Here is an 18140-nt window from a genome sequence, read left to right as displayed (position 1 = left end):
ATTAACTCTTACGACAGAAAACCCACCAGCGGGCGGAAGCAAAATTTACCGCAAGGCCAGCGAGCGAGCCAGCCGCTACTCCGACATAAGGTACAAAGACGCGCGGCGGCAAATTCAGGATCACCGCGCTGTACGCGGCGTAGTTCACGCACCCGCCGGCGAGCATCGCGGTGAGGTACCGCCACCATTCGCGCCACACGGATCCGCACCGCTTATCTGAGAACGTGAATTGCCGGTTCAACTGCCAGGTAACCCAGACGGCCATGAGAAACGACGCCGCCCGTCCAGTGAAGTAGCCGAGCCCGATCCACAGCATGAGCCATAGCATGCTGGCGTCGACAATGAATCCCGCTATGCCGGCGATCGCGAAACGAAGGAATGGCGAACGCACGTTAGCTTTGTTTTGCCGCGGGCCGTGGTGCATCCACCGACAAGTAGGCAAACCGCTTTGCCTCGATGCGCCCGCGCGTCACGGTGTCCAGTATGATGCCGCAGGCTAGCAGGATCGCGCCAAGCAGCATCAGTGCCGCGCACAGCACAGCGGTTGGCAATCGAGGCACAAATCCGGTATGCAAATAGTCGTCAAAGACGGGAAGTGCAAGCAGTAACGACGACAGTGCACACACGAAGAAGCCCGTCGAAAAAAACAGCAGTGGTTTCTCCGCTTTAAACAGCCGAACGATCATCATTAGGATTCGCCAACCGTCGGTCCAGGTGTTAAGCTTACTTGCAGATCCTTGCGGTCGCACGCCATAGGCAGTCGGAATCTCGGCGACGGGCATGCGCAGTTCCAGTGCATGCACTGTGAACTCGGTTTCAATCTCAAAACCGCTCGCATGGGCCGGAAAAGATTTCACAAAACGGCGTGAGAATGCGCGGTACCCGGACAGCATATCGGTAAACGTACGGCCAAACAGCGTCGCCACGCATTGCGTCAAGATCTGGTTGCCAAAGCGATGGCCTCGCCGATATGCGTTGCGCTCTCCCGTAACACGGGTGCCGACGACCATGTCCAGCCCGTCAGTCACGAGCTTTTGCACAAGTCGTGACGCCTCATTTGCATCATAGGTACCGTCCCCATCGACAAGCACGTAGATGTCCGCGTCGATGTCGGCGAACATGCGCCGGATCACATTCCCCTTGCCCCGGTAAAGCACCGTGCGTACCTGTGCACCGGCTGCTCGTGCGTGCCGCATGGTATCGTCATTCGAATCGTTGTCGAATACATAGATCTCCGCATGCGGCAACGCGCGTCTAAAATCTCGCACGACCGTGTCGATTGTGGCTGCTTCGTTATAGCATGGCACCAGCACCGCGACGCGCTGGTTCGCGAACTGCGTGTCAGCTGGCAAGGTGGCGTTTTGCATGTCTGCCGACTGTGCGCTGGAAAAATGATGCATATCCTGCCAGTTCATTCAATGAAAGGCGATTATAAGACTCACCCATGCGGCCGTGTTTATCCGAGGCCGCCAAAGGTGCCTAGTCGACCGTCACATCTGAGTATTCTTGCCGGCCAAATGGGCTGACGTGGTAGCCCCAGACATTGCTGCGCGTGATTGCGGCCGCGCTCGGATAGACAAGCGGAATCCACAAGGCTTTGTCATGGATGATCTTTTGCGCGGCCGTGTACGCTTTTGCTCGGGTAGTTTGGTCAGCCGTGGTCCTACCGTCGGCGAGCAACTTATCGAGCTGGGGGTCGCAGTAGCGCGCGAAGTTGATGCCTGATTTCACCGATGCGCATGAGAACTGCGGCGTCAGAAAGTTGTCTGGATCACCGTTATCGCCGGACCAGCCCATGAAAAGCAGGTCATGCTGCCCTTGCTTCGCATCCTTGATTAGTTGCCCCCATTCGATGACCTTGACCTGCGCCTTTACGCCGATCCGAGCGAGGTCCGCTTGCAACAGTTCGGCGCCGGCCTTCGGATTAGGATTCAACACGCTGCCGCTTGGCCGCACCCAAATCGATGTCTCGAAGCCGTTCGGATAACCGGCGTCGGCCAGCAGCTTTTTCGCCTGTTCGATGCTGTACGGGTACGGTTTGACCGCCTTGCTATAGCTCCATGTATTCGGCGGGTACGGATTGACAGCTGCCACTGCAGTGTTGCCGAATACCGTCTTAATGTATGTCTGCCGGTCGAACGCGATGTTCAATGCTTGCCGGACCTTGTCATTGTCCAGCGGCTTATGCTGCGTGTTCAATGCGACAAACGCGGTCATGAACGCCGGCGTTTGCACGACCTTCAGCGACTTGTCGCTCCTGGCTGCCAGGACATCCTGCGGCTTGGGCGACAGCGCAATCTGGCATTCGCCTGACTTGATCTTTTGCGCGCGTACTGCTGCATCGGGCGTGATGGCATAGATCAGCCGGTCGATCTTCGGTTTACGGCCCCAATAAGTTGGGTTGACATCGTAGCGGATCACCGCATCCTTCGTGTAGCTTTTCAGCACGAACGGACCGGTGCCAACCGGCTTCGCATTGATGTCGGCTTGTCTGCCCGCCTTTTCCAACTGGCTCGCGTACTCTGCCGAGTAGATTGACGCGAACGGCATCGTCAAGATCGACACAAACGCCGCGTTAGGCTCGGACAGTTCAAACTTCACCGTTAAGTCGTCCACTTTAGTGACCGATTTAATCAGCTTCGGCAGGTTCATCGACTGCGCATGCGGAAAGCCGCCGCTGCCTGCAATCTTGTGCCACGGATGATTCGGATCGAGCATCCGATTAAACGTGAACAACACGTCGTCGGCGTTCAGTGCGCGGGACGGCTTGAATTCTTCCGTAGTCTGGAACGATACGTTGGGGCGCAGGTGGAACGTGACGGCGAGCCCGTCCGGACTGACCTCCCATCGGTCGGCGAGCGACGGCGCGAGCTTGCCGGCCGCCTCGTCGTAGCGCACCAATTGATTGAAGACAACGTCGCCAGATGCGTTGGAGGTGGTCAGTGAGTTGTACTGCACGATGTCGAAGCCGTCCGGACTGGCCTCGGTGCACACGGTCAACGGCTTGGCCTGCAACCAGGTGGGCGCGGTTAGCAGCATGGTCGCCACGCCAAGCCACGCAGCTGCGCCGCGCGGTCCACGGGGAGCCTTAACGGGGTGTTTCACATGCATACGATCTCCCAAAGCTTGTTCTTCACGGTTCCTGATGGTGGCCTCAACTGCCCGGTGGCGGGGCCGAATCCGGCTATTCTGATACGTTTTTCGCCACCGTGCCGTCTGTCGCGTCGCTTTATCGCGCGGCGCGGGGCTTGCGCGGCGCCCGCTCGAGGGCAAAATCGTAAAGCCAGCGCGGCAGCACGTGCAGCAGCGCGGCAGCCACGCGCATGGGTCGCGGGAAGATGGCGAAACGTTTCTTGGCGGCGATGGCCGCCGCCGCGTTAGCGGCGAACCGGTCGGGATCCATCAAAAACGGCATCGGGTAGGGATTACCGTCGGTCATCGGCGTGCGGATGTAGCCGGGTGCGATCGTGACGACTGCCACGCCGGCGGGACGCATCTCGACCCGCAGCGCTTCTAGGTACTTTAGCGCGGCCGCCTTGGATGCACTGTAGGCGCCTGCGCCGGGTAAACCGCGCACGCCCGCCACGCTGGCAATGCCCACCAGCGTCCCGCGCCGGGCGGAGACCATCGCGGCGGCGAAGGGTTCGAAGGTCGCGACCATGCCAAAGTAGTTGGTGTCCATGATCGCGCGGAACGCCGGCAGGTCACCGTGGCCGGTGACGGCGCCGGCGCTGATGCCGGCGTTCGCGATCACGATATCCGGCAGGCCGTAGCGGTCGATGAATTGCTGTGCCGCGAGCGCCAGCGCGGCGGCATCGCGTACGTCTGCTACATGGATCGACACGCTCGCCTGCGGGAAGCGGCTGCGGCATGACTCGGCAAAGTCGGTCAAGACCTCGCCACGGCGTGCGACCAGCCCCAGGCTTGCCCCCGCTCGCGCGTAGTGGCGTGCAAACGCGAGCCCGATGCCGCTCGACGCACCGGTGATAAAGACTTTTAATGGCGCGGCTTCGCTCATTGCAGCATGGCGTGGCGGGGGATTCCACATATCCGCTACATCTTCTTCGCGGCCACTTGCCCGACCAGGTAGTCAAGCACTTGAATGGTACCTTCCAGGCTGTTGGTCGCCGCCGGGCCGGTCTCGTATTTGCCTTGCACGATGACGCTCGGTACGCCGTCGATCTTGTAGTCTTGCGCCATCTGCGACACGCGCTTCAGTTCGCTCGCGACGGTGAATGAATTGTACGCATCGAGGTACTTTTTCTTGTCCACGCCTTGCTTGGCAAGGAAGTTCGCTTGTGCATCCGGCGTCAGCAGGTAGTTCCGCTTGATATGGATCTCGTCAAAGATCACTGGTGCAAGTTTCTCGCTCAGGCCGAGCACGTCCAGCGCGAGCAGCATTTTCGAATGTGGAACGAACTGGTCGCGAAACGCAACCGGCACGCGCCGAAACACGATGTTTGCCCCTTGTTTGGCCTTCCACTTTTCAAGGTACGGATCGAACTCGCTGCAATGCGGGCAGCCGTACCACATGAATTCGGTTACTTCGACCTTGCCGGCCGGAGCCTTTACCGGCTGGGCTGGCGTGAGCACCGTATAGTCCTTGCCGGCGACCGGCGCGGACGGTGACGCTTGGGCGAACGGGGCTGTGCCGAGGGCGACAGCGACGGCGAGCAGGGCAGCGCTGAGGGTTTTCTTCATGGTGGACCGTGGCAAAAGCGTGGCAAGGAAAAAGCGGCACGAAACCTATTCAGACGGGTACGGATGCCGCCGGTTCAAGAGTGTGCGCCACGTGCGGTGCGCGCGTGGCGCGGGACACAAGGCTATGGCTTCGTAAAGCGGATCACGGCGGTGTCGACGCCGGCATCGGACAGCCGCTGCCGGACGCTGTTCATGTCCTCAAAGCGCGAGAACGGGCCGATGCGCACGCGGTAGTACACGACCCCACCGGCGTCGCGCTGCGTGACCTTGGACTCGAATCCCTGCAGTGCCAGCCGTGCGCGCTGCTGCTCCGCATCCTGTTCCGTGCGGTACGCGCCGACCTGCAGGAAATAGCCGGTGTTGACCTCGCCCGCGCCCGGCCTTTGCGGGGCGGCCAGCGTGCCGGTGCCTGGCTTGGCTGATGCGGGAGTAGACGCGCTGGCGCTGCCGCCGGACGGCGCGGAATGGGGCGCCAGCGTCGCGGACGGGCTCCAGGGCGTCGCGGGCGTGGCGCTGGCCGGGGACGGGACCTCGATGATCTGCGGCTCTTCCAGCACGCCCGTGGACTGCGATTGCTGCGAGCTTTGGCCTGGTGCCGTGTTCGGCGGCGGCTGGGTGGCCGACGGCGGCACCGGCTGACCGGGCGACTTGCCGGCCAGCGCCCGGTTCGGATCAAACGTCGTGCCGTTGCCTGCCGTGTCGGACATTGTCGCAGGTGCGTTGCCCTTGGACACGAATGGCGTTGGCGCTCCCCTGATGTACAGCGCCACCACGATCGCGACCGCCAGCCCGACGATCAATCCCAATACGATACCGAGAAACGTCCCTCCACGTTGCTTTGAATTCGGCGAGGAAGATCGTCGTGCTTTTGCCATCGTGTTTGATTACCTGTATCTCTGTGAAACCGCGCGGATGAAACCGTGGATGCCATGCCGCCGTCGCGCCCACGTCATCCGTGACCGGGAAGCGCCGATTATACGGTCCCCGCGCCGCATTCCGCTTCCTACATCTTCACGGGCGCCGACACCCCGATCGTCGCGAGCCCATTGGCCAGCACCTGGCGCGTCGCGGCCAGCAGTGCCGCGCGGGCCAGGCGCTCGCGCGCATCGTCCACGAGCACTCGCTCGGCGCGGTCGTTGTAGAACGAATGGAACTCGCCCGCCAGGTCGCGCAGATAGAATGCGACCGCATGAGGGGCCAGTTCGTTTGCTGCGTGCTCCAGCATCTGCGGATATTCCGCCAGTTTTTGCAGCAGCGCCTTGGACCGCTCGGTGCCGAGCGGCGCCAAGTCGACCTGCGACCAGTCCTCGGGATCGTGCGCATAGCGTGCGCGCCACTCCGATAGCACCGAGCAGATCCGCGCATGCGCATATTGCACATAATAGACCGGATTCTCGTCGTTTTGCTTCAGCGCAAGGTCGATGTCGAATGTGAATTCGGTATCGGCCTTGCGCGAGATCAGGAAGAAGCGGACCGCATCGCGGCCCTTGCGCAGCATGTCGCTGTCCAGTTGCTGAGGGCTCAGCGAGGCGGCGGACTCGTCCGGATTGCCGCCGCCGGACCATACAATCAGGTCTCGCACCGTCACGTAGCTGCCCGCTCGCTTGGAGATCTTGATCTCGTGGCCGTCGCGCATCACGGTGACCATCTTGTGCAGCACGTATTCTGGATAGCCGCTCGGCATGCCGATGGCCAACGCCTGCAGACCAGCGCGCACGCGCGCGATCGTGCCATGGTGATCCGAGCCCTGCACGTTGATCACTTTCGTGAAGCCGCGCTCCCACTTGGTGACGTGATAGGCGATGTCCGGCACGAAGTAGGTGTAGGTGCCGTCCTGCTTGCGCATCACCCGGTCTTTGTCGTCGCCATAGTCGGTGGTGCGCAGCCACAGCGCGCCATCGTTCTCGTACGTCTTGCCGGCGGCCACCAGCGCCTGGACTGCGCGCTCGACGCGGCCTTCGTCATACAGTGACGACTCCAGGTAGTATTGGTCGAACTTGACGCCGAAGGCCTTCAAGTCGATGTCCTGCTCACGGCGCAGGTAAGTCACGGCGAAGCGCCGGATTGCATCGAGATTGTCGACGTCACCGGCTCCTGTCACGGGCGCGCCATCGCTGGCCGACACCGTTTCGCCGGCCAAGTAGTCGCGCGCGATGTCCGCGATGTAGTCGCCGTTGTAGGCCGCTTCCGGCCACTGCGCATCGCCCGGCTTGAAGCCGCGTGCCCGCGCCTGCACCGATAGCGCAAGCGTGTTGATCTGCACGCCGGCGTCGTTGTAGTAGAACTCGCGGTGCACGGCCCAACCCTGTGTTTGCATCAGTGCGCCGAGGGCGTCGCCCAACGCCGCCTGCCGGCCGTGGCCCACGTGCAGCGGCCCGGTCGGATTGGCCGACACGAACTCGATCAGCACCTGCTTGCCATGGCCGCCGCGCCCCGGCGGCGCGAAGCCGAAGCGCTCGCGCTCTGCTAGTACCGCGTGCACGGTCTGCTGTTTCGCGGCGTCGGTCAGCCGCAGGTTCACAAAACCCGGGCCGGCGACTTCCGCGCCGGCAATCAGCCCGGCCGCGCGTGGGTGCGCGAGGGTGGCCTCGGCCAGTTGTTGCGCCAGCACGCGCGGGTTCGCGCGCAGCGGCTTGGCCAGTTGCATCGCCAGATTCGACGCGACATCGCCATGTGCGGCGAGCTTAGGCCGGTCCAGCGCGATGGTCGGCTGCACGAATGCTGCATCGCTGGCTGCCGGCGACGCCTGGACGACTCCGGCGACGGCATCTGCTAGGATCGATTCGATGATGTGTTTCTGTGCGGGCAGCATGGAATGACGGCAGTTATCGGAACAGGCACGGGCGCGGCGACCCATTGGCCGCTTGCCCCGCGAACACGCACAAAGCGGGAATGATGGATTTTAGCAGGTGCTAAACTGTCGAATACAGTCCAGGTCGGTGTGGTGCGCATGCGGCGCCAGCGACGCTGGCGCGACCGGACCGACGAAGCGAACAAGGAGCCGCCATGCTGATCACGTTCAAGTCTCGGGCCACCGTGGAGGTGACGATGCTCGAAAACCTCGCGCAATTCCTGCTGGCGATCATCGGCAAGCGCCTCGGGCAGCGTGGCGTCATCGCGCATGACGAGTTGCAGCCGGCGATCGCCAAGCTCGAGGCGGCTATTGCGCAGGACAAGCAGCGCTGTGCCGAGCACGATGGCCATGCCGATGAAGGGGATCATGAGGCGCACGAGATGCCGATCGGCTTGGCACAGCGAGCCTATCCGTTTCTCGACATGCTGCGGCAGGCACACAAGGCGAACGCGGACGTGATTTGGGGCGTTTGAGCGCGCCAATTGCCCGAGCAATGCGGGCGCGCCATCGCGCGCCCGTGTCGACGCCGGGCACGGCCGGTGAACGACTGGCTGCGTGTCAAGGCCGGGCTCACAGTTGCGGCGCCAGCGCGCGTCGCGCGTGCTCCAGTGACAGGTCCATGCGGCGCGCGTAGTCCTCGAGCTGATCGTCGCCGATCTTGCCGACGGTAAAATATCGGCTGTCCGGGTGGGACAGATAGAAGCCCGACACGCTGGCCGCTGGCCACATTGCCAGCGATTCGGTCAGGCTCATGCCGATCTCGTCTGCTTGCAGCGTCGCAAACAGGTCATGCTTGACCAGATGGTCCGGACATGCCGGATAGCCGGGCGCGGGCCGAATGCCGGCGTACTGCTCGGCAATCAACTGATCGTTGTTCAACGTCTCGTCGGCCGCGTAGCCCCACAAGTCGCGTCGCACGCGCTGATGCAGTTGTTCGGCGAACGCTTCGGCAAGCCGGTCCGCAAGCGCCTTCAGCATGATCGCGCTGTAGTCGTCGTGGTGTTGCTCGAACTGCTTCTCGCGCGCGTCCACGCCTAATCCCGCCGTGACCGCGAACAAGCCGATGTAGTCGGCGATGCCGCTGGCGCGCGGCGCAATGAAATCGGCCAGACAGCGGTTGGGCCGCATCACGCCGTCCACGACGGGCCGCACGCTTTGCTGGCGCAGGTTGCGCCACGTCAGCGCAACCTGCGTGCGGCTCTCGTCGGTATAGATCTCGATGTCGTCGTCGTTGACCGTGTTGGCGGGCAGCAGCGCGATCACGCCGTTCGCGCTCAGCCAGCGTCCCTGGATCAGCCGCGCGAGCATCGCCTTGCCATCGTCGAATACGCGCCGCGCCGATTCGCCGACTACCTCGTCGTCCAAGATCGCTGGGAAGCGTCCGGCCAGGTCCCAGGTTTGGAAGAACGGGCCCCAGTCGATGTAGCGCGCAAGCTCGGCCAGATCCTGGTTCTTGAACGTGCGCCGGCCGACGAACTTGGGCTTGGGGGGCACATAGCCGTCCCAGTCGATGCGGGTTTTGTTCTCGCGTGCCTGCGCTAGCGTGACCAGCGGCTGGGCCTTCTTGTTCGCGTGCTGCTCGCGGATCCGGTCGTAGTCGGCGCGCAACTCGTCGATGTAACGCGCCGCGCCCTCGTCGGACAGCAGGCTGGAGGCGACCGAGACCGAGCGCGACGCGTCGGGCACGTAGACGACCGGGCCATCGTAGTTCGGCGCGATCTTCACCGCGGTGTGCACGCGCGAGGTGGTCGCGCCGCCGATCAGCAGCGGGGTATTCTTGCCACGGAAATACTCGTCGCGTTGCATCTCGGCGGCAACGTAGGCCATTTCCTCCAGGCTCGGCGTGATCAGCCCGGACAGCCCGACGATGTCGGCGCCCTCGGCTTTGGCGGTCGCGAGGATGTCCGTGCACGGCACCATCACGCCCATGTTGACCACCTCGAAGTTATTGCACTGGAGCACCACGGACACGATGTTCTTGCCGATATCGTGCACGTCGCCCTTGACCGTGGCGATTACGATCTTGCCTTTGGGTTTCACGTCCGAGCCGGCGGCGGCCAATTGGCGCTTTTCCTCCTCGATGAACGGAATCAGGTGCGCGACCGCCTGCTTCATCACGCGCGCCGACTTCACCACCTGCGGCAAAAACATCTTGCCTTGCCCGAACAGGTCGCCGACGATGTTCATGCCGTCCATCAACGGTCCTTCGATCACGTTGATCGGCCGCCCGCCGGCTTGCGCGATTTTTACGCGCGCCTGCTCGGTGTCCTCGACGATGAAGGTTGTGATGCCGTGCACGAGCGCGTGGGCCAGCCGCTGCTCGACCGGCTGCTCCCGCCATTGGAGGTTGTCCTCTTTCTTGGTCGCACCGCTCTTGTACTTGTCCGCGATCTCCAGCAGCCGGTCCGTCGCGTCGGGCCGACGATTGAGCACGACGTCTTCGACGCGCTCGCGCAGCACCGGGTCCAACTCCTGGTACACGCCGAGCTGGCCGGCGTTGACAATGCCCATATCCATGCCGGCCTGGATCGCGTGATACAGGAACACCGTATGGATCGCCTCGCGCACTGAGTCGTTGCCGCGAAATGAGAACGACACGTTCGATACGCCGCCGCTCACCTTGGCATGCGGCAGGTTCTGCTTGATCCAGCGTGTCGCGTTAATGAAGTCGACCGCGTAGTTGTTGTGCTCCTCGATGCCGGTGGCGATCGCAAAGATGTTTGGATCAAAGACAATGTCTTCAGGCGGGAAGCCCACTTCGTTCACAAGGATGTCGTAGCTGCGCTGGCAAATCTGGCACTTGCGCTCGAAGGTGTCGGCTTGACCGTTTTCATCGAATGCCATCACAACGGCGGCTGCACCGTAGCGGCGGATCAGCTTCGCATGGTGGCGAAACGCTTGCTCGCCTTCCTTCAGCGAGATCGAGTTCACGATCGCCTTGCCTTGCACGCATTTCAGTCCCGCTTCAATCACGTCCCATTTGGACGAGTCGATCATGATCGGCACCCGTGCAATATCCGGCTCCGACGCGATCAGGTTGAGGAAGCGGACCATCGCGGCGAGCGAATCGAGCATCGCCTCGTCCATGTTCACGTCGATCACCTGTGCGCCGTTCTCGACCTGCTGGCGTGCGACGGCGAGCGCGTCGTCGAACTGGCTGTTCAGGATCATGCGCGCAAAGGCTTTGGAGCCGGTTACATTGGTGCGTTCGCCGACGTTGATGAACAGCGTCGTGTCCGTGACGTTGAACGCTTCAAGGCCGCAAAGGCGCATCGTATGGTCGGTCATGATTCGCTTTTTTCCTGATAATGTGACCATGCGCGCGGCTTGACGCCTGCCAGGCGCGCGGCGATCGCTGCAATGTGCTCGGGCGTCGTGCCGCAGCAGCCGCCGGCCAGATTGACGAGACCCGCGTCGGCGAATTCCTTGAGCAGTCCGGAGGTGACCTCCGGTGTCTCGTCAAAGCCGGTCTCGCTCATCGGATTCGGCAACCCGGCGTTCGGATAGCACGACACGTACGTGTCGCACAGCTTCGCCAGCTCGGCGATGTACGGCCGCATCAGCGCCGCTCCCAGCGCGCAGTTTAGCCCGAAGGTCAGCGGCCGAGCATGGCGCAGCGCGTTCCAGAATGCCTCGACGGTCTGTCCGGATAGGATGCGTCCGGACGCGTCGGTCACCGTGCCGGAAATCATGATCGGCAGCACTTCGCCGGTATCCTCAAACAATTGATCGAGCGCGAACAACGCGGCTTTCGCATTGAGCGTGTCGAAGATCGTCTCCACCAGGAACAGGTCCGCGCCGCCATCGAGCAGCGCTTGCGCTTGCTCGTAGTAGCTGTCGCGCAATTCGTCGAAGGTGACGTTGCGCGCGCCCGGATCGTTGACGTCCGGCGAGATGCTCGCGGTCTTCGGCGTGGGCCCAATCGCCCCGGCGACGAAACGCGGCTTGTCCGGCGTCGAATACTGGTCGCATGCGGCGCGCGCCAACCGTGCCGAGGCAATATTCATTTCGATGGCGAGCGTCTCCATTCGGTAATCGGCCTGGGCGATCCGGGTCGCACCGAACGTGTTTGTCTCGACGATATCTGCGCCGGCGGCCAGATACTGCTCGTGAATCTGGCCGATGATCTGCGGCTGCGTGATCGACAGCAACTCGTTGTTGCCCTTGACATCATGGTCCAGCGTGGCAAACCGCTCGCCCCGGTAATGGGCCTCGGTTAGCTTGTAGCGCTGGATCATCGTGCCCATTGCGCCGTCCAGTATCAGGATGCGGCGCGCGAGCAGCGCAGGCAATGCGCTGCCCCGGGTGTAGCGAAGGCTGTGTGCTTTTTGCATGGGATATATGCCCGAATCGCGGCTGACCGCGTCGCGTCATGTCGTGACGATCGGCGGCGGCGCGTGCCGAAGTACGCCGTAACCTGGCATTCTAAAAGAAAACCCCCGTCGGGCATCCGGCGGGGGTCTTGCTGTTTTGGATGGGAGTCCGCCAGCGATCAAAGATCAGTGCAGCACGACAGGTTGGTTCATCAGACTGTCGAATTGCCCGAGGAATTCGTCGACTTCTTCCAGCGACGGTTGCGCTTGGATCAGGCGTTGCACGTGCTCGCGAAAGCGTGCTGCCATCGAGCCGTCGATAAATATCTCGCGCTGCGCATTCTTGTCGACGATCTCGAATCCGCCGGATAGCATGGTGCCATGCTCGGCTTGGGGGGCGAATTCGACAACGCAGTAGTTCGGGCTGTTGTAGATCATTTGCATGGCGACACTCCTTAATTCTGTTGCTCTGCCACGGTTTGCACCGTAGATGGAGAGGTTAATCAGAAATTCAAGGGGCCGACCCGGAACGGATAGGCTTTGCGGTTACATTTTGTTACGTTGTCAAAATGGCTGCCGTTCCGAATCTACCGATTCGACCGCCGGTGCGCAAAAGGATTCCAGCGCCAGGCCGACGCGCTGAACGGCGAAGCGAAGCATCCGCACTACGGTTTCGCCGGCGCCTGCCATGGCCATGATTCAGCATGACCTATGCCCGGCACGGACGCGGGCGCCTCGGCGGGCGCGGGCGTCGAATGCTGCTGAGCGGGCTCGGCCGGGGTGGCGGTTACTTTTTCGGGCATGCCGGCCGCTCCGGATGGGGTGAGCCGGCCCGTCCCGCTGTTCGCCGGCAGCTTGCCGTGCCATAGCAATTCGACTTGCGTGCCGTTTGGCTCGGTTTGCACCAGCCTGACCGGCAGGTAATCGAGCATAGGACACAGCCATACGTCGATGCGCCGCCGATCGCCTTCGCGGCGCGGCAGGCGCATGAAATGCAAGGCATCGACGAATCCTTGCCGAGTCTGCACCGATTCGGTGCCGATCATCTCGATCGGCCAGGTTTCGCCGCTGTCGCTGTCGGCAACAAAAAACTGGCGTGTGACGCCCGGCGTATAGGCTGACGGGTCGCCGCGTACGAGGCTGGCCAACTGCATCACCATGCTGAAGCGGTCCTGCGCGCCGTCGGACAGTGGCACGGTTTGGGGCGAGCGCGAGAACGCGATGCGCCCCGGCTGCGTGTCGCGCTCGAAGCGCGTCGTATCGGTGCCGCGGCGCCCACGCTGTTCCACGTAGCGTTGCGGCGCGAGCCCGAATGTGCCGACGCGGCCCTCGCTGGTAAAACTGTACGTGCCCACAAACGGTAGCGTCATTGAGACGACCATCTGGTAATGCGAGCCGTCGGTGGTCCAACGCAGCGTGCCAGCCTGATTTTGCACGCCGTTGTAGAAAGTGTCGTACCGGATGTCCGTGCTCGGGGGCAGCGCGAATTTTTCGCCGCCGGGAACGACCGGCGCGGAGGCCGGCGACGACGCGCCGCTTGCCACTGCGTCGCGCGTGGCCGGCTGCGGTTGCCGGCCGGCGCCGTATTTGCCGGCGAGCGGGCCACGTGTGCTGGCAAAGGCCTGTGCGGCCGTGTCAGCCGGTAGAGGGTGTGCCGGCGCACGCGGGCGGGTGTCGTCGATTGCACGCGGTGTGCGGGCGGGCGGCGGGCCAGCGGTGCCGGCGCGGGACGCGTTCGGTTGTGGCACCACCGCTTGCAAGGCATCGCTGGACGGCGAGCGGGGCGAGGCCGCGCCTGGCGCATCACCGACCATCGTCGCGGCGCGCTCGTGCTGCGTCGCCGAGTCGATTGGCCGCGGTGTTAGCATGGCGACCAGCACGGGGATCTCGCTCGGCGTCGGCGCGGGGTTCAGCCCAGGCACGCGCTCCAGCCACACGCCAACTAGCGCGTGGGCAAGCAATACCAGCGCCAGGGCGATGACCCAGCGCGTGACTGGCCCGCGCGCATGCCGACGGCACGGGTGGCCGGCGACGATCGTGCGGGGCCGCCGCGGTGCGGCGCGTGAAGACAATTCCGCCATGGAATTCCAAGCAGGCGGGCACTACGCGTTGCATGCGCGGTCGTACCCCATTTCATATTCATAGGTTCATAGGACAGCCGTTGCGCGCAGTCGCGCAGTGCTACGTCGATTTGCCGCCCCAGCGGATATTGAAAGTGCCTTCCTGTCCGGGCGCGATCAGCGCGAGCGCCAGCGCTCCAGTTGCATCAAACACCGGCATGCAGAGCGCATGGATCGTCGGCAGCAGCATGCCCTGCACCCGTGCGGCACCGTGTTCGCGAATCTCGCCGTTAGAATTAACCATCGCAAAATACATTTCCTTATACGTCATGACAAGCCCGATGAAACTTGCCACGCTCAAGGACGGTTCACGCGACGGCCAACTTCTTGTCGTATCGCGCGACTTGCGGATGGCGACGAGCGCCGATGCGATCGCGCCAACGTTACAGCGTGTGCTGGACGACTGGACGTTTCATGCACCGCAACTGGCGCAACTGTACGATGCATTGAACCAGGGACGTGTGCGGCATGCGTTTGCGTTCGAGCCGGCCCAGTGCATGGCGCCGTTGCCCCGAGCGTTCCAATGGGCGGATGGCTCCGCCTACGTGAACCACGTCGAGCTCGCGTGGCGCGCGCGCGCAGCGGAAATGCCGCCGGAATGTTGGACCGATCCGTTGATGTACCAGGGCGGCAGCGACGATTTCATTGGCCCGACCGATGACATCGTATGCTCGAGCGAGGACTATGGGATTGATTTCGAGGCCAAGGTAGCGGTAATCACCGGGGATGTGCCGATGGGGGCGCCGCCGCAGGTCGCGCAGCGCGGCATCCGGCTGCTGACGCTGGTCAATGACGTGTCGCTGCGCAACCTGGTTCCCGTCGAACTTGCCAAGGGCTTCGGCCTGTGCCAGAGCAAGCCTGCGAGCGCATTCGCGCCAGTGGCCATTACGCCGGACGAGTTGGGCCAGGCGTGGCGCGACGCGCGCGTGCATCGGCCGATGATCGTCCATTGGAACGGGCGCAAGGTCGGGCAACCCGATGCCGGGGCTGACATGGTATTTAATTTTGGGCAATTGATTGCCCATCTTGCGAAGACACGCAACGTGCGAGCCGGCTCGATCATCGGCTCGGGCACGATTTCGAATAAGGATGCCCAGCGCGGCTATTGCTGCATTGCCGAGAAGCGCTGTCTCGAGACGATCGAATACGGCGCGCCACGTACGGCGTTTATGAAGTATGGCGACCGTGTCAGGATCGAGATGTTCGACGAGGAGGGCAAATCGATCTTCGGCGCGATCAACCAGGCCTTGGCGCCCGCGGCCAACGGCTGACGCCGTCCGGGGCGCTTGGGCGGCGAGCGCGATGAGGCGTGCCGCCCAAGCACCGGCGACGGGTCGCCAGCGACAACCCTAAGCAAGAAAAGCGGTATGGTCACCTCAATTTCCCCTCCCATTGCGGCAAGCGTCTGCTAGTGTTCAGACTATCGGGCGTGCCGCCCGCTTCCGGACAGGCCGATGAACGGTTTTTCGAACGATCCGCACTATGCTCGCTACGAAGCGCTGAAGCTGCGCCGACACGAGCACGGGATACTCGAAGTGATCATGAGTGGCGAAGGGGCCAACAAGAGCGCGTTGGCCACCGCCGATGAACGGATGCATCGCGAGCTGGCGGACATTTGGCGCGACATCGACACCGATCCGCGTACACGGGTGGTGATCATCCGTGGCGAGGGCAAGGGATTCTCCGGCGGTGGCGATGTGACGCTGGTCGAGCAGATCGCCAGCGACTTTCAGGCGCGCGCGCGAGTATGGCGCGAGGCGCGTGATCTCGTCTACAACCTGATCAATTGCAGCAAGCCGGTGGTCTCGGCGATGCACGGTCCGGCGGTGGGGGCTGGCCTGGTGGCTGGCTTGCTCGCCGATATTTCAATCGCCGCGAAAAGCGCGCGCATCATCGACGGTCATACGCGGCTGGGCGTGGCCGCCGGCGATCACGCGGCGATCGTCTGGCCGCTGCTATGTGGGATGGCTAAGGCCAAGTATCACCTGTTGCTGTGCGAACCGGTGTCCGGCGACGAAGCCGAGCGTATCGGCCTGGTGTCGCTGGCGGTCGACGATGTTGATCTGATGCCGAAGGCTTTTGAGTTGGCGCAGCGATTGGCAAACGGCTCGCAAAGCGCCATCCGGTGGACCAAGTACGCGTTGAACAACTGGCTGCGCAGTGCCGGCCCGACGTTCGATACATCGCTGGCGCTGGAATTCCTCGGCTTTGGCGGGCAGGACGTGCACGAAGGCATTTGTTCGCTGCGCGAGCGTCGCGCGCCACGGTTTCCAGACGGTGCGCCGTTCTGACCGGGCGATGCCCATCATGGGCCGGATCGCAGAGAGAGAGACAGGAGCAATGAGCGATTCAAGCGGCAATACCCCGTTTTCGTCATTCCCGCGGTTTTCACCGAATACCGGCGATGAGATGCTCGACAGCCTGCTCAAGCTAATGCGCGTCGAGGAACTCGATAAGCGCATCACCGATCTTCGGACAGTCGAACAGTGGCTCAAGCTCAACTTGTCGATGTTGCAGTCCACGATCCAGGCGCTGCAGGTGCAACGCTCGACACTTGCGACGCTGCACGCGTTCGGCGCATTTGCGCAGGCGTCGATGACGCCCACGCCGGGCGGCGCGTCCGGCGCAAGCCGTCCGTCGGGCGAGTCCGGCATCAGTGGCGATGTGCGCGGCGCACCATGGCCGCCGACGGCCGCAGCAGACGAAGCAGACGGAGCGGAAGGAGCGGAAGGAGCGGAAGGAGCGGACGATGCTCGGCGGACCGCCCCGCACGCGGCATCTGCGGCTGACGGTCCCCCGAAGCAAGCGGCGGCAGTGGATCCGTTTGCGTTCGCAAGGGCGTTCTACGATGTCGCGCGCGGTACGGTAACGGGTGCGCGGGAAGGCGCGGCCGGCGCCACCGGACCTGCCGATGCGGCCCAGTCCGCCGCTGGCGAGGCTTCGCCGCAATGGGACACGGCGGCGCACGGGACCCAGGCGGTGCAGGCAGGCGAACCGGTTGCCGGACAGCAAGGGGGGCCCGATGCGCAGGACGGCGCGCCAGCGGAGCGCCGTGCGCCGGATACGTCGTGGGGCGAAGCCGCCGCCGCTGCCCCAGCGGCCGATGCCGGCGAGTGCGCGGCCGCGTCTAGGGCCGACGAGCCGCTCGACGCGTCAGCCTGGTGGAGTTGGTTGCAGACGCAGTTCGAGCAGATTGCCCGGTTTGCGGTTGCGCCGCATACGATGCCCGGTGTATCGGTGCCCGCCGACGATATCGAGGAAGCGATGCGGCAGCGGGGCGACGCGGGGCTGGGGCGTTCGTCGCCGGACGCTTCGGTGGGGGTGGGCCGATCTGCTGCAAAGGCCCGATCCTCGACGGCGGCTCGTGCGCCGTCCAAGCGCGCAGCAGTTGCAAGCGGATCAGCGACCCAGGGCGAGGCCATGGCGGAAAGCGGGATGGCTTTAAGCGGCACGTTGTCAGGGAGCGGCACATCAACGTTGGCAGGCAAGGCGGCGAGGCACAGCGGCTCAGCTGAAGCACAGCGACCCGGCGAAGCACGGCCGGCCCGCTGCGAAGGACAAAGCTGCGACGCGCAGCAAGCTGGCGATGGCGACGGGTCGCAACGTCGTCACCCGTGGTAACGCCACGGGTGGCACGGCCGCGACAGGTAATAAGGCCGCGATAGTCAGTAGCGCCGACGCGGACAGCAGGCCGTCGGCGGCCCGCAAGTGCACCAAGGGGACGATGCCGGCGGCTGGCGTGCGCGAGCGCCGCGGCCGGACCGTCGAATAGCACCGGTCATCGAGGTCGGATGCTCCTGTGCCGCCGGCTACCCGAGCCTTGCGTAGATTGGCCGGCGGGTCATGGTCAGCGTGTTTCTCGACGCGCTCGGCACAGGCATCGAGCCGGTAGCGCACGTGAGCCGCCTGGTCATGCACCCGCTCGATTGCGGTGACCACGCGTAACGACTGGCGACGCGTAGATGTGAGACGTGCGCTCCCAGCGAGCTGATCATGCACGGCTATCGCGACGTGCTGCAACGGCACGATGCACGGGCCGCATTTTTGCCGTCGTTCCTGTAGACCGCCACCGTCGTGTCTCGTAACGTGGCCGTTGCCTGCCTGCCTGCCTGCCTGCCTACCTACCTATCTATCTACCTACCTACCTACCTA

The 18140-nt window shown here is 63.5% G+C and carries 15 protein-coding genes and 1 pseudogene; 4 read left to right on the top strand and 12 right to left on the bottom strand.

Annotated elements, in window-relative coordinates:
• Position 1 precedes the first annotated feature (1 nt).
• The 7 genes from IHE30_RS01655 to argS form a co-directional block, all read right to left on the bottom strand.
• A complete protein-coding gene (locus tag IHE30_RS01655; protein WP_337688285.1) occupies positions 2–391 on the bottom strand; it encodes a GtrA family protein in 390 nt (129 codons plus the stop codon).
• Between the two features lies 1 nt (position 392).
• Positions 393–1367, bottom strand: a complete 975-nt coding sequence (locus IHE30_RS01650; protein ID WP_337688401.1) for a glycosyltransferase — start codon at positions 1365–1367, stop codon at positions 393–395.
• A 112-nt stretch (positions 1368–1479) separates the two neighbouring features.
• The gene (locus tag IHE30_RS01645; protein ID WP_337688399.1) at positions 1480–3039 is read right to left on the bottom strand and encodes an ABC transporter substrate-binding protein; all 1560 of its coding nucleotides are present in this window, start codon (positions 3037–3039) and stop codon (positions 1480–1482) included.
• Positions 3040–3229: 190 nt separating this feature from the next.
• Entirely contained in the window at positions 3230–4018 is a 789-nt protein-coding gene (locus tag IHE30_RS01640; RefSeq protein ID WP_337688283.1) for an SDR family oxidoreductase, read from the bottom strand.
• Positions 4019–4053: 35 nt separating this feature from the next.
• The gene (locus IHE30_RS01635; RefSeq protein WP_337688282.1) at positions 4054–4701 is read right to left on the bottom strand and encodes a thiol:disulfide interchange protein DsbA/DsbL; all 648 of its coding nucleotides are present in this window, start codon (positions 4699–4701) and stop codon (positions 4054–4056) included.
• 122 nt (positions 4702–4823) lie between these two features.
• A complete protein-coding gene (locus IHE30_RS01630) occupies positions 4824–5576 on the bottom strand; it encodes an SPOR domain-containing protein (protein WP_337688280.1) in 753 nt (250 codons plus the stop codon).
• A 128-nt stretch (positions 5577–5704) separates the two neighbouring features.
• Entirely contained in the window at positions 5705–7513 is a 1809-nt protein-coding gene (argS, locus tag IHE30_RS01625) for an arginine--tRNA ligase (protein WP_337688278.1), read from the bottom strand.
• 194 nt (positions 7514–7707) lie between these two features.
• On the opposite strand from argS, the gene IHE30_RS01620 reads away from it, so the two are divergent.
• Positions 7708–8028: a DUF1840 domain-containing protein gene (locus IHE30_RS01620; RefSeq protein WP_337688277.1), complete on the top strand. Its 321-nt coding sequence runs from the start codon at positions 7708–7710 to the stop codon at positions 8026–8028.
• Positions 8029–8125: 97 nt separating this feature from the next.
• Here IHE30_RS01620 and metH read toward each other — a convergent pair whose 3' ends face one another.
• The 5 genes and pseudogenes from metH to IHE30_RS01595 all read right to left on the bottom strand — a co-directional run.
• Positions 8126–10843: a methionine synthase gene (metH, locus tag IHE30_RS01615; protein WP_337688275.1), complete on the bottom strand. Its 2718-nt coding sequence runs from the start codon at positions 10841–10843 to the stop codon at positions 8126–8128.
• Positions 10840–11889, bottom strand: a complete 1050-nt coding sequence (locus IHE30_RS01610) for a homocysteine S-methyltransferase family protein (protein WP_337688273.1) — start codon at positions 11887–11889, stop codon at positions 10840–10842. The genes metH and IHE30_RS01610 overlap by 4 nt, the downstream gene beginning before the upstream one ends.
• A gap of 165 nt (positions 11890–12054) precedes the next feature.
• Positions 12055–12312: a BTH_I0359 family protein gene (locus IHE30_RS01605; protein WP_076785985.1), complete on the bottom strand. Its 258-nt coding sequence runs from the start codon at positions 12310–12312 to the stop codon at positions 12055–12057.
• Positions 12313–12533: 221 nt separating this feature from the next.
• On the bottom strand, positions 12534–13949 hold the full coding sequence (locus IHE30_RS01600) for a DUF3108 domain-containing protein (RefSeq protein ID WP_337688268.1): 1416 nt from the start codon (positions 13947–13949) through the stop codon (positions 12534–12536).
• Positions 13950–14014: 65 nt separating this feature from the next.
• Positions 14015–14214, bottom strand: a pseudogene (locus tag IHE30_RS01595) (IclR family transcriptional regulator); the annotation flags it as partial.
• A gap of 55 nt (positions 14215–14269) precedes the next feature.
• Between IHE30_RS01595 and IHE30_RS01590 the strand changes: the two are divergent.
• The 3 genes from IHE30_RS01590 (at position 14270) to IHE30_RS01580 (ending at position 17609) form a co-directional block, all read left to right on the top strand.
• Positions 14270–15259, top strand: a complete 990-nt coding sequence (locus IHE30_RS01590) for a fumarylacetoacetate hydrolase family protein (protein WP_337688398.1) — start codon at positions 14270–14272, stop codon at positions 15257–15259.
• A gap of 183 nt (positions 15260–15442) precedes the next feature.
• Positions 15443–16279, top strand: coding sequence for an enoyl-CoA hydratase/isomerase family protein (locus IHE30_RS01585; RefSeq protein WP_337688266.1), 837 nt, complete (start codon positions 15443–15445; stop codon positions 16277–16279).
• 49 nt (positions 16280–16328) lie between these two features.
• Positions 16329–17609 (top strand): PhaM family polyhydroxyalkanoate granule multifunctional regulatory protein, encoded by a 1281-nt coding sequence (locus IHE30_RS01580; RefSeq protein ID WP_337688264.1) that lies wholly within the window; start codon positions 16329–16331, stop codon positions 17607–17609.
• The last annotated feature ends 531 nt before the right edge of the window (positions 17610–18140 follow it).

Source organism: Mycetohabitans sp. B46, assembly GCF_037389205.1.
Taxonomy (GTDB): Bacteria; Pseudomonadota; Gammaproteobacteria; order Burkholderiales; family Burkholderiaceae; genus Mycetohabitans.
Note: the sequence above shows the minus strand (reverse complement) of the source record. Positions and strands in the feature narration are given on the sequence as shown.

Bases quoted from the DNA above. Each gene is read 5' to 3' on its own strand.
- IHE30_RS01585 (WP_337688266.1), top strand. From the start codon at position 15,443: ATGAACGGTTTTTCGAACGATCCGCACTATGCTCGCTACGAAGCGCTG.
- IHE30_RS01620 (WP_337688277.1), top strand. From the start codon at position 7,708: ATGCTGATCACGTTCAAGTCTCGGGCCACCGTGGAGGTGACGATGCTC.
- IHE30_RS01645 (WP_337688399.1), bottom strand. From the start codon at position 3,039: ATGCTGCTAACCGCGCCCACCTGGTTGCAGGCCAAGCCGTTGACCGTG.
- IHE30_RS01605 (WP_076785985.1), bottom strand. From the start codon at position 12,312: ATGCAAATGATCTACAACAGCCCGAACTACTGCGTTGTCGAATTCGCC.
- IHE30_RS01635 (WP_337688282.1), bottom strand. From the start codon at position 4,701: ATGAAGAAAACCCTCAGCGCTGCCCTGCTCGCCGTCGCTGTCGCCCTC.
- IHE30_RS01590 (WP_337688398.1), top strand. From the start codon at position 14,270: ATGAAACTTGCCACGCTCAAGGACGGTTCACGCGACGGCCAACTTCTT.
- IHE30_RS01610 (WP_337688273.1), bottom strand. From the start codon at position 11,889: ATGCAAAAAGCACACAGCCTTCGCTACACCCGGGGCAGCGCATTGCCT.
- IHE30_RS01630 (WP_337688280.1), bottom strand. From the start codon at position 5,576: ATGGCAAAAGCACGACGATCTTCCTCGCCGAATTCAAAGCAACGTGGA.
- IHE30_RS01640 (WP_337688283.1), bottom strand. From the start codon at position 4,018: ATGAGCGAAGCCGCGCCATTAAAAGTCTTTATCACCGGTGCGTCGAGC.
- IHE30_RS01600 (WP_337688268.1), bottom strand. From the start codon at position 13,949: ATGGCGGAATTGTCTTCACGCGCCGCACCGCGGCGGCCCCGCACGATC.
- metH (WP_337688275.1), bottom strand. From the start codon at position 10,843: ATGACCGACCATACGATGCGCCTTTGCGGCCTTGAAGCGTTCAACGTC.
- IHE30_RS01650 (WP_337688401.1), bottom strand. From the start codon at position 1,367: ATGCAAAACGCCACCTTGCCAGCTGACACGCAGTTCGCGAACCAGCGC.
- argS (WP_337688278.1), bottom strand. From the start codon at position 7,513: ATGCTGCCCGCACAGAAACACATCATCGAATCGATCCTAGCAGATGCC.
- IHE30_RS01580 (WP_337688264.1), top strand. From the start codon at position 16,329: ATGAGCGATTCAAGCGGCAATACCCCGTTTTCGTCATTCCCGCGGTTT.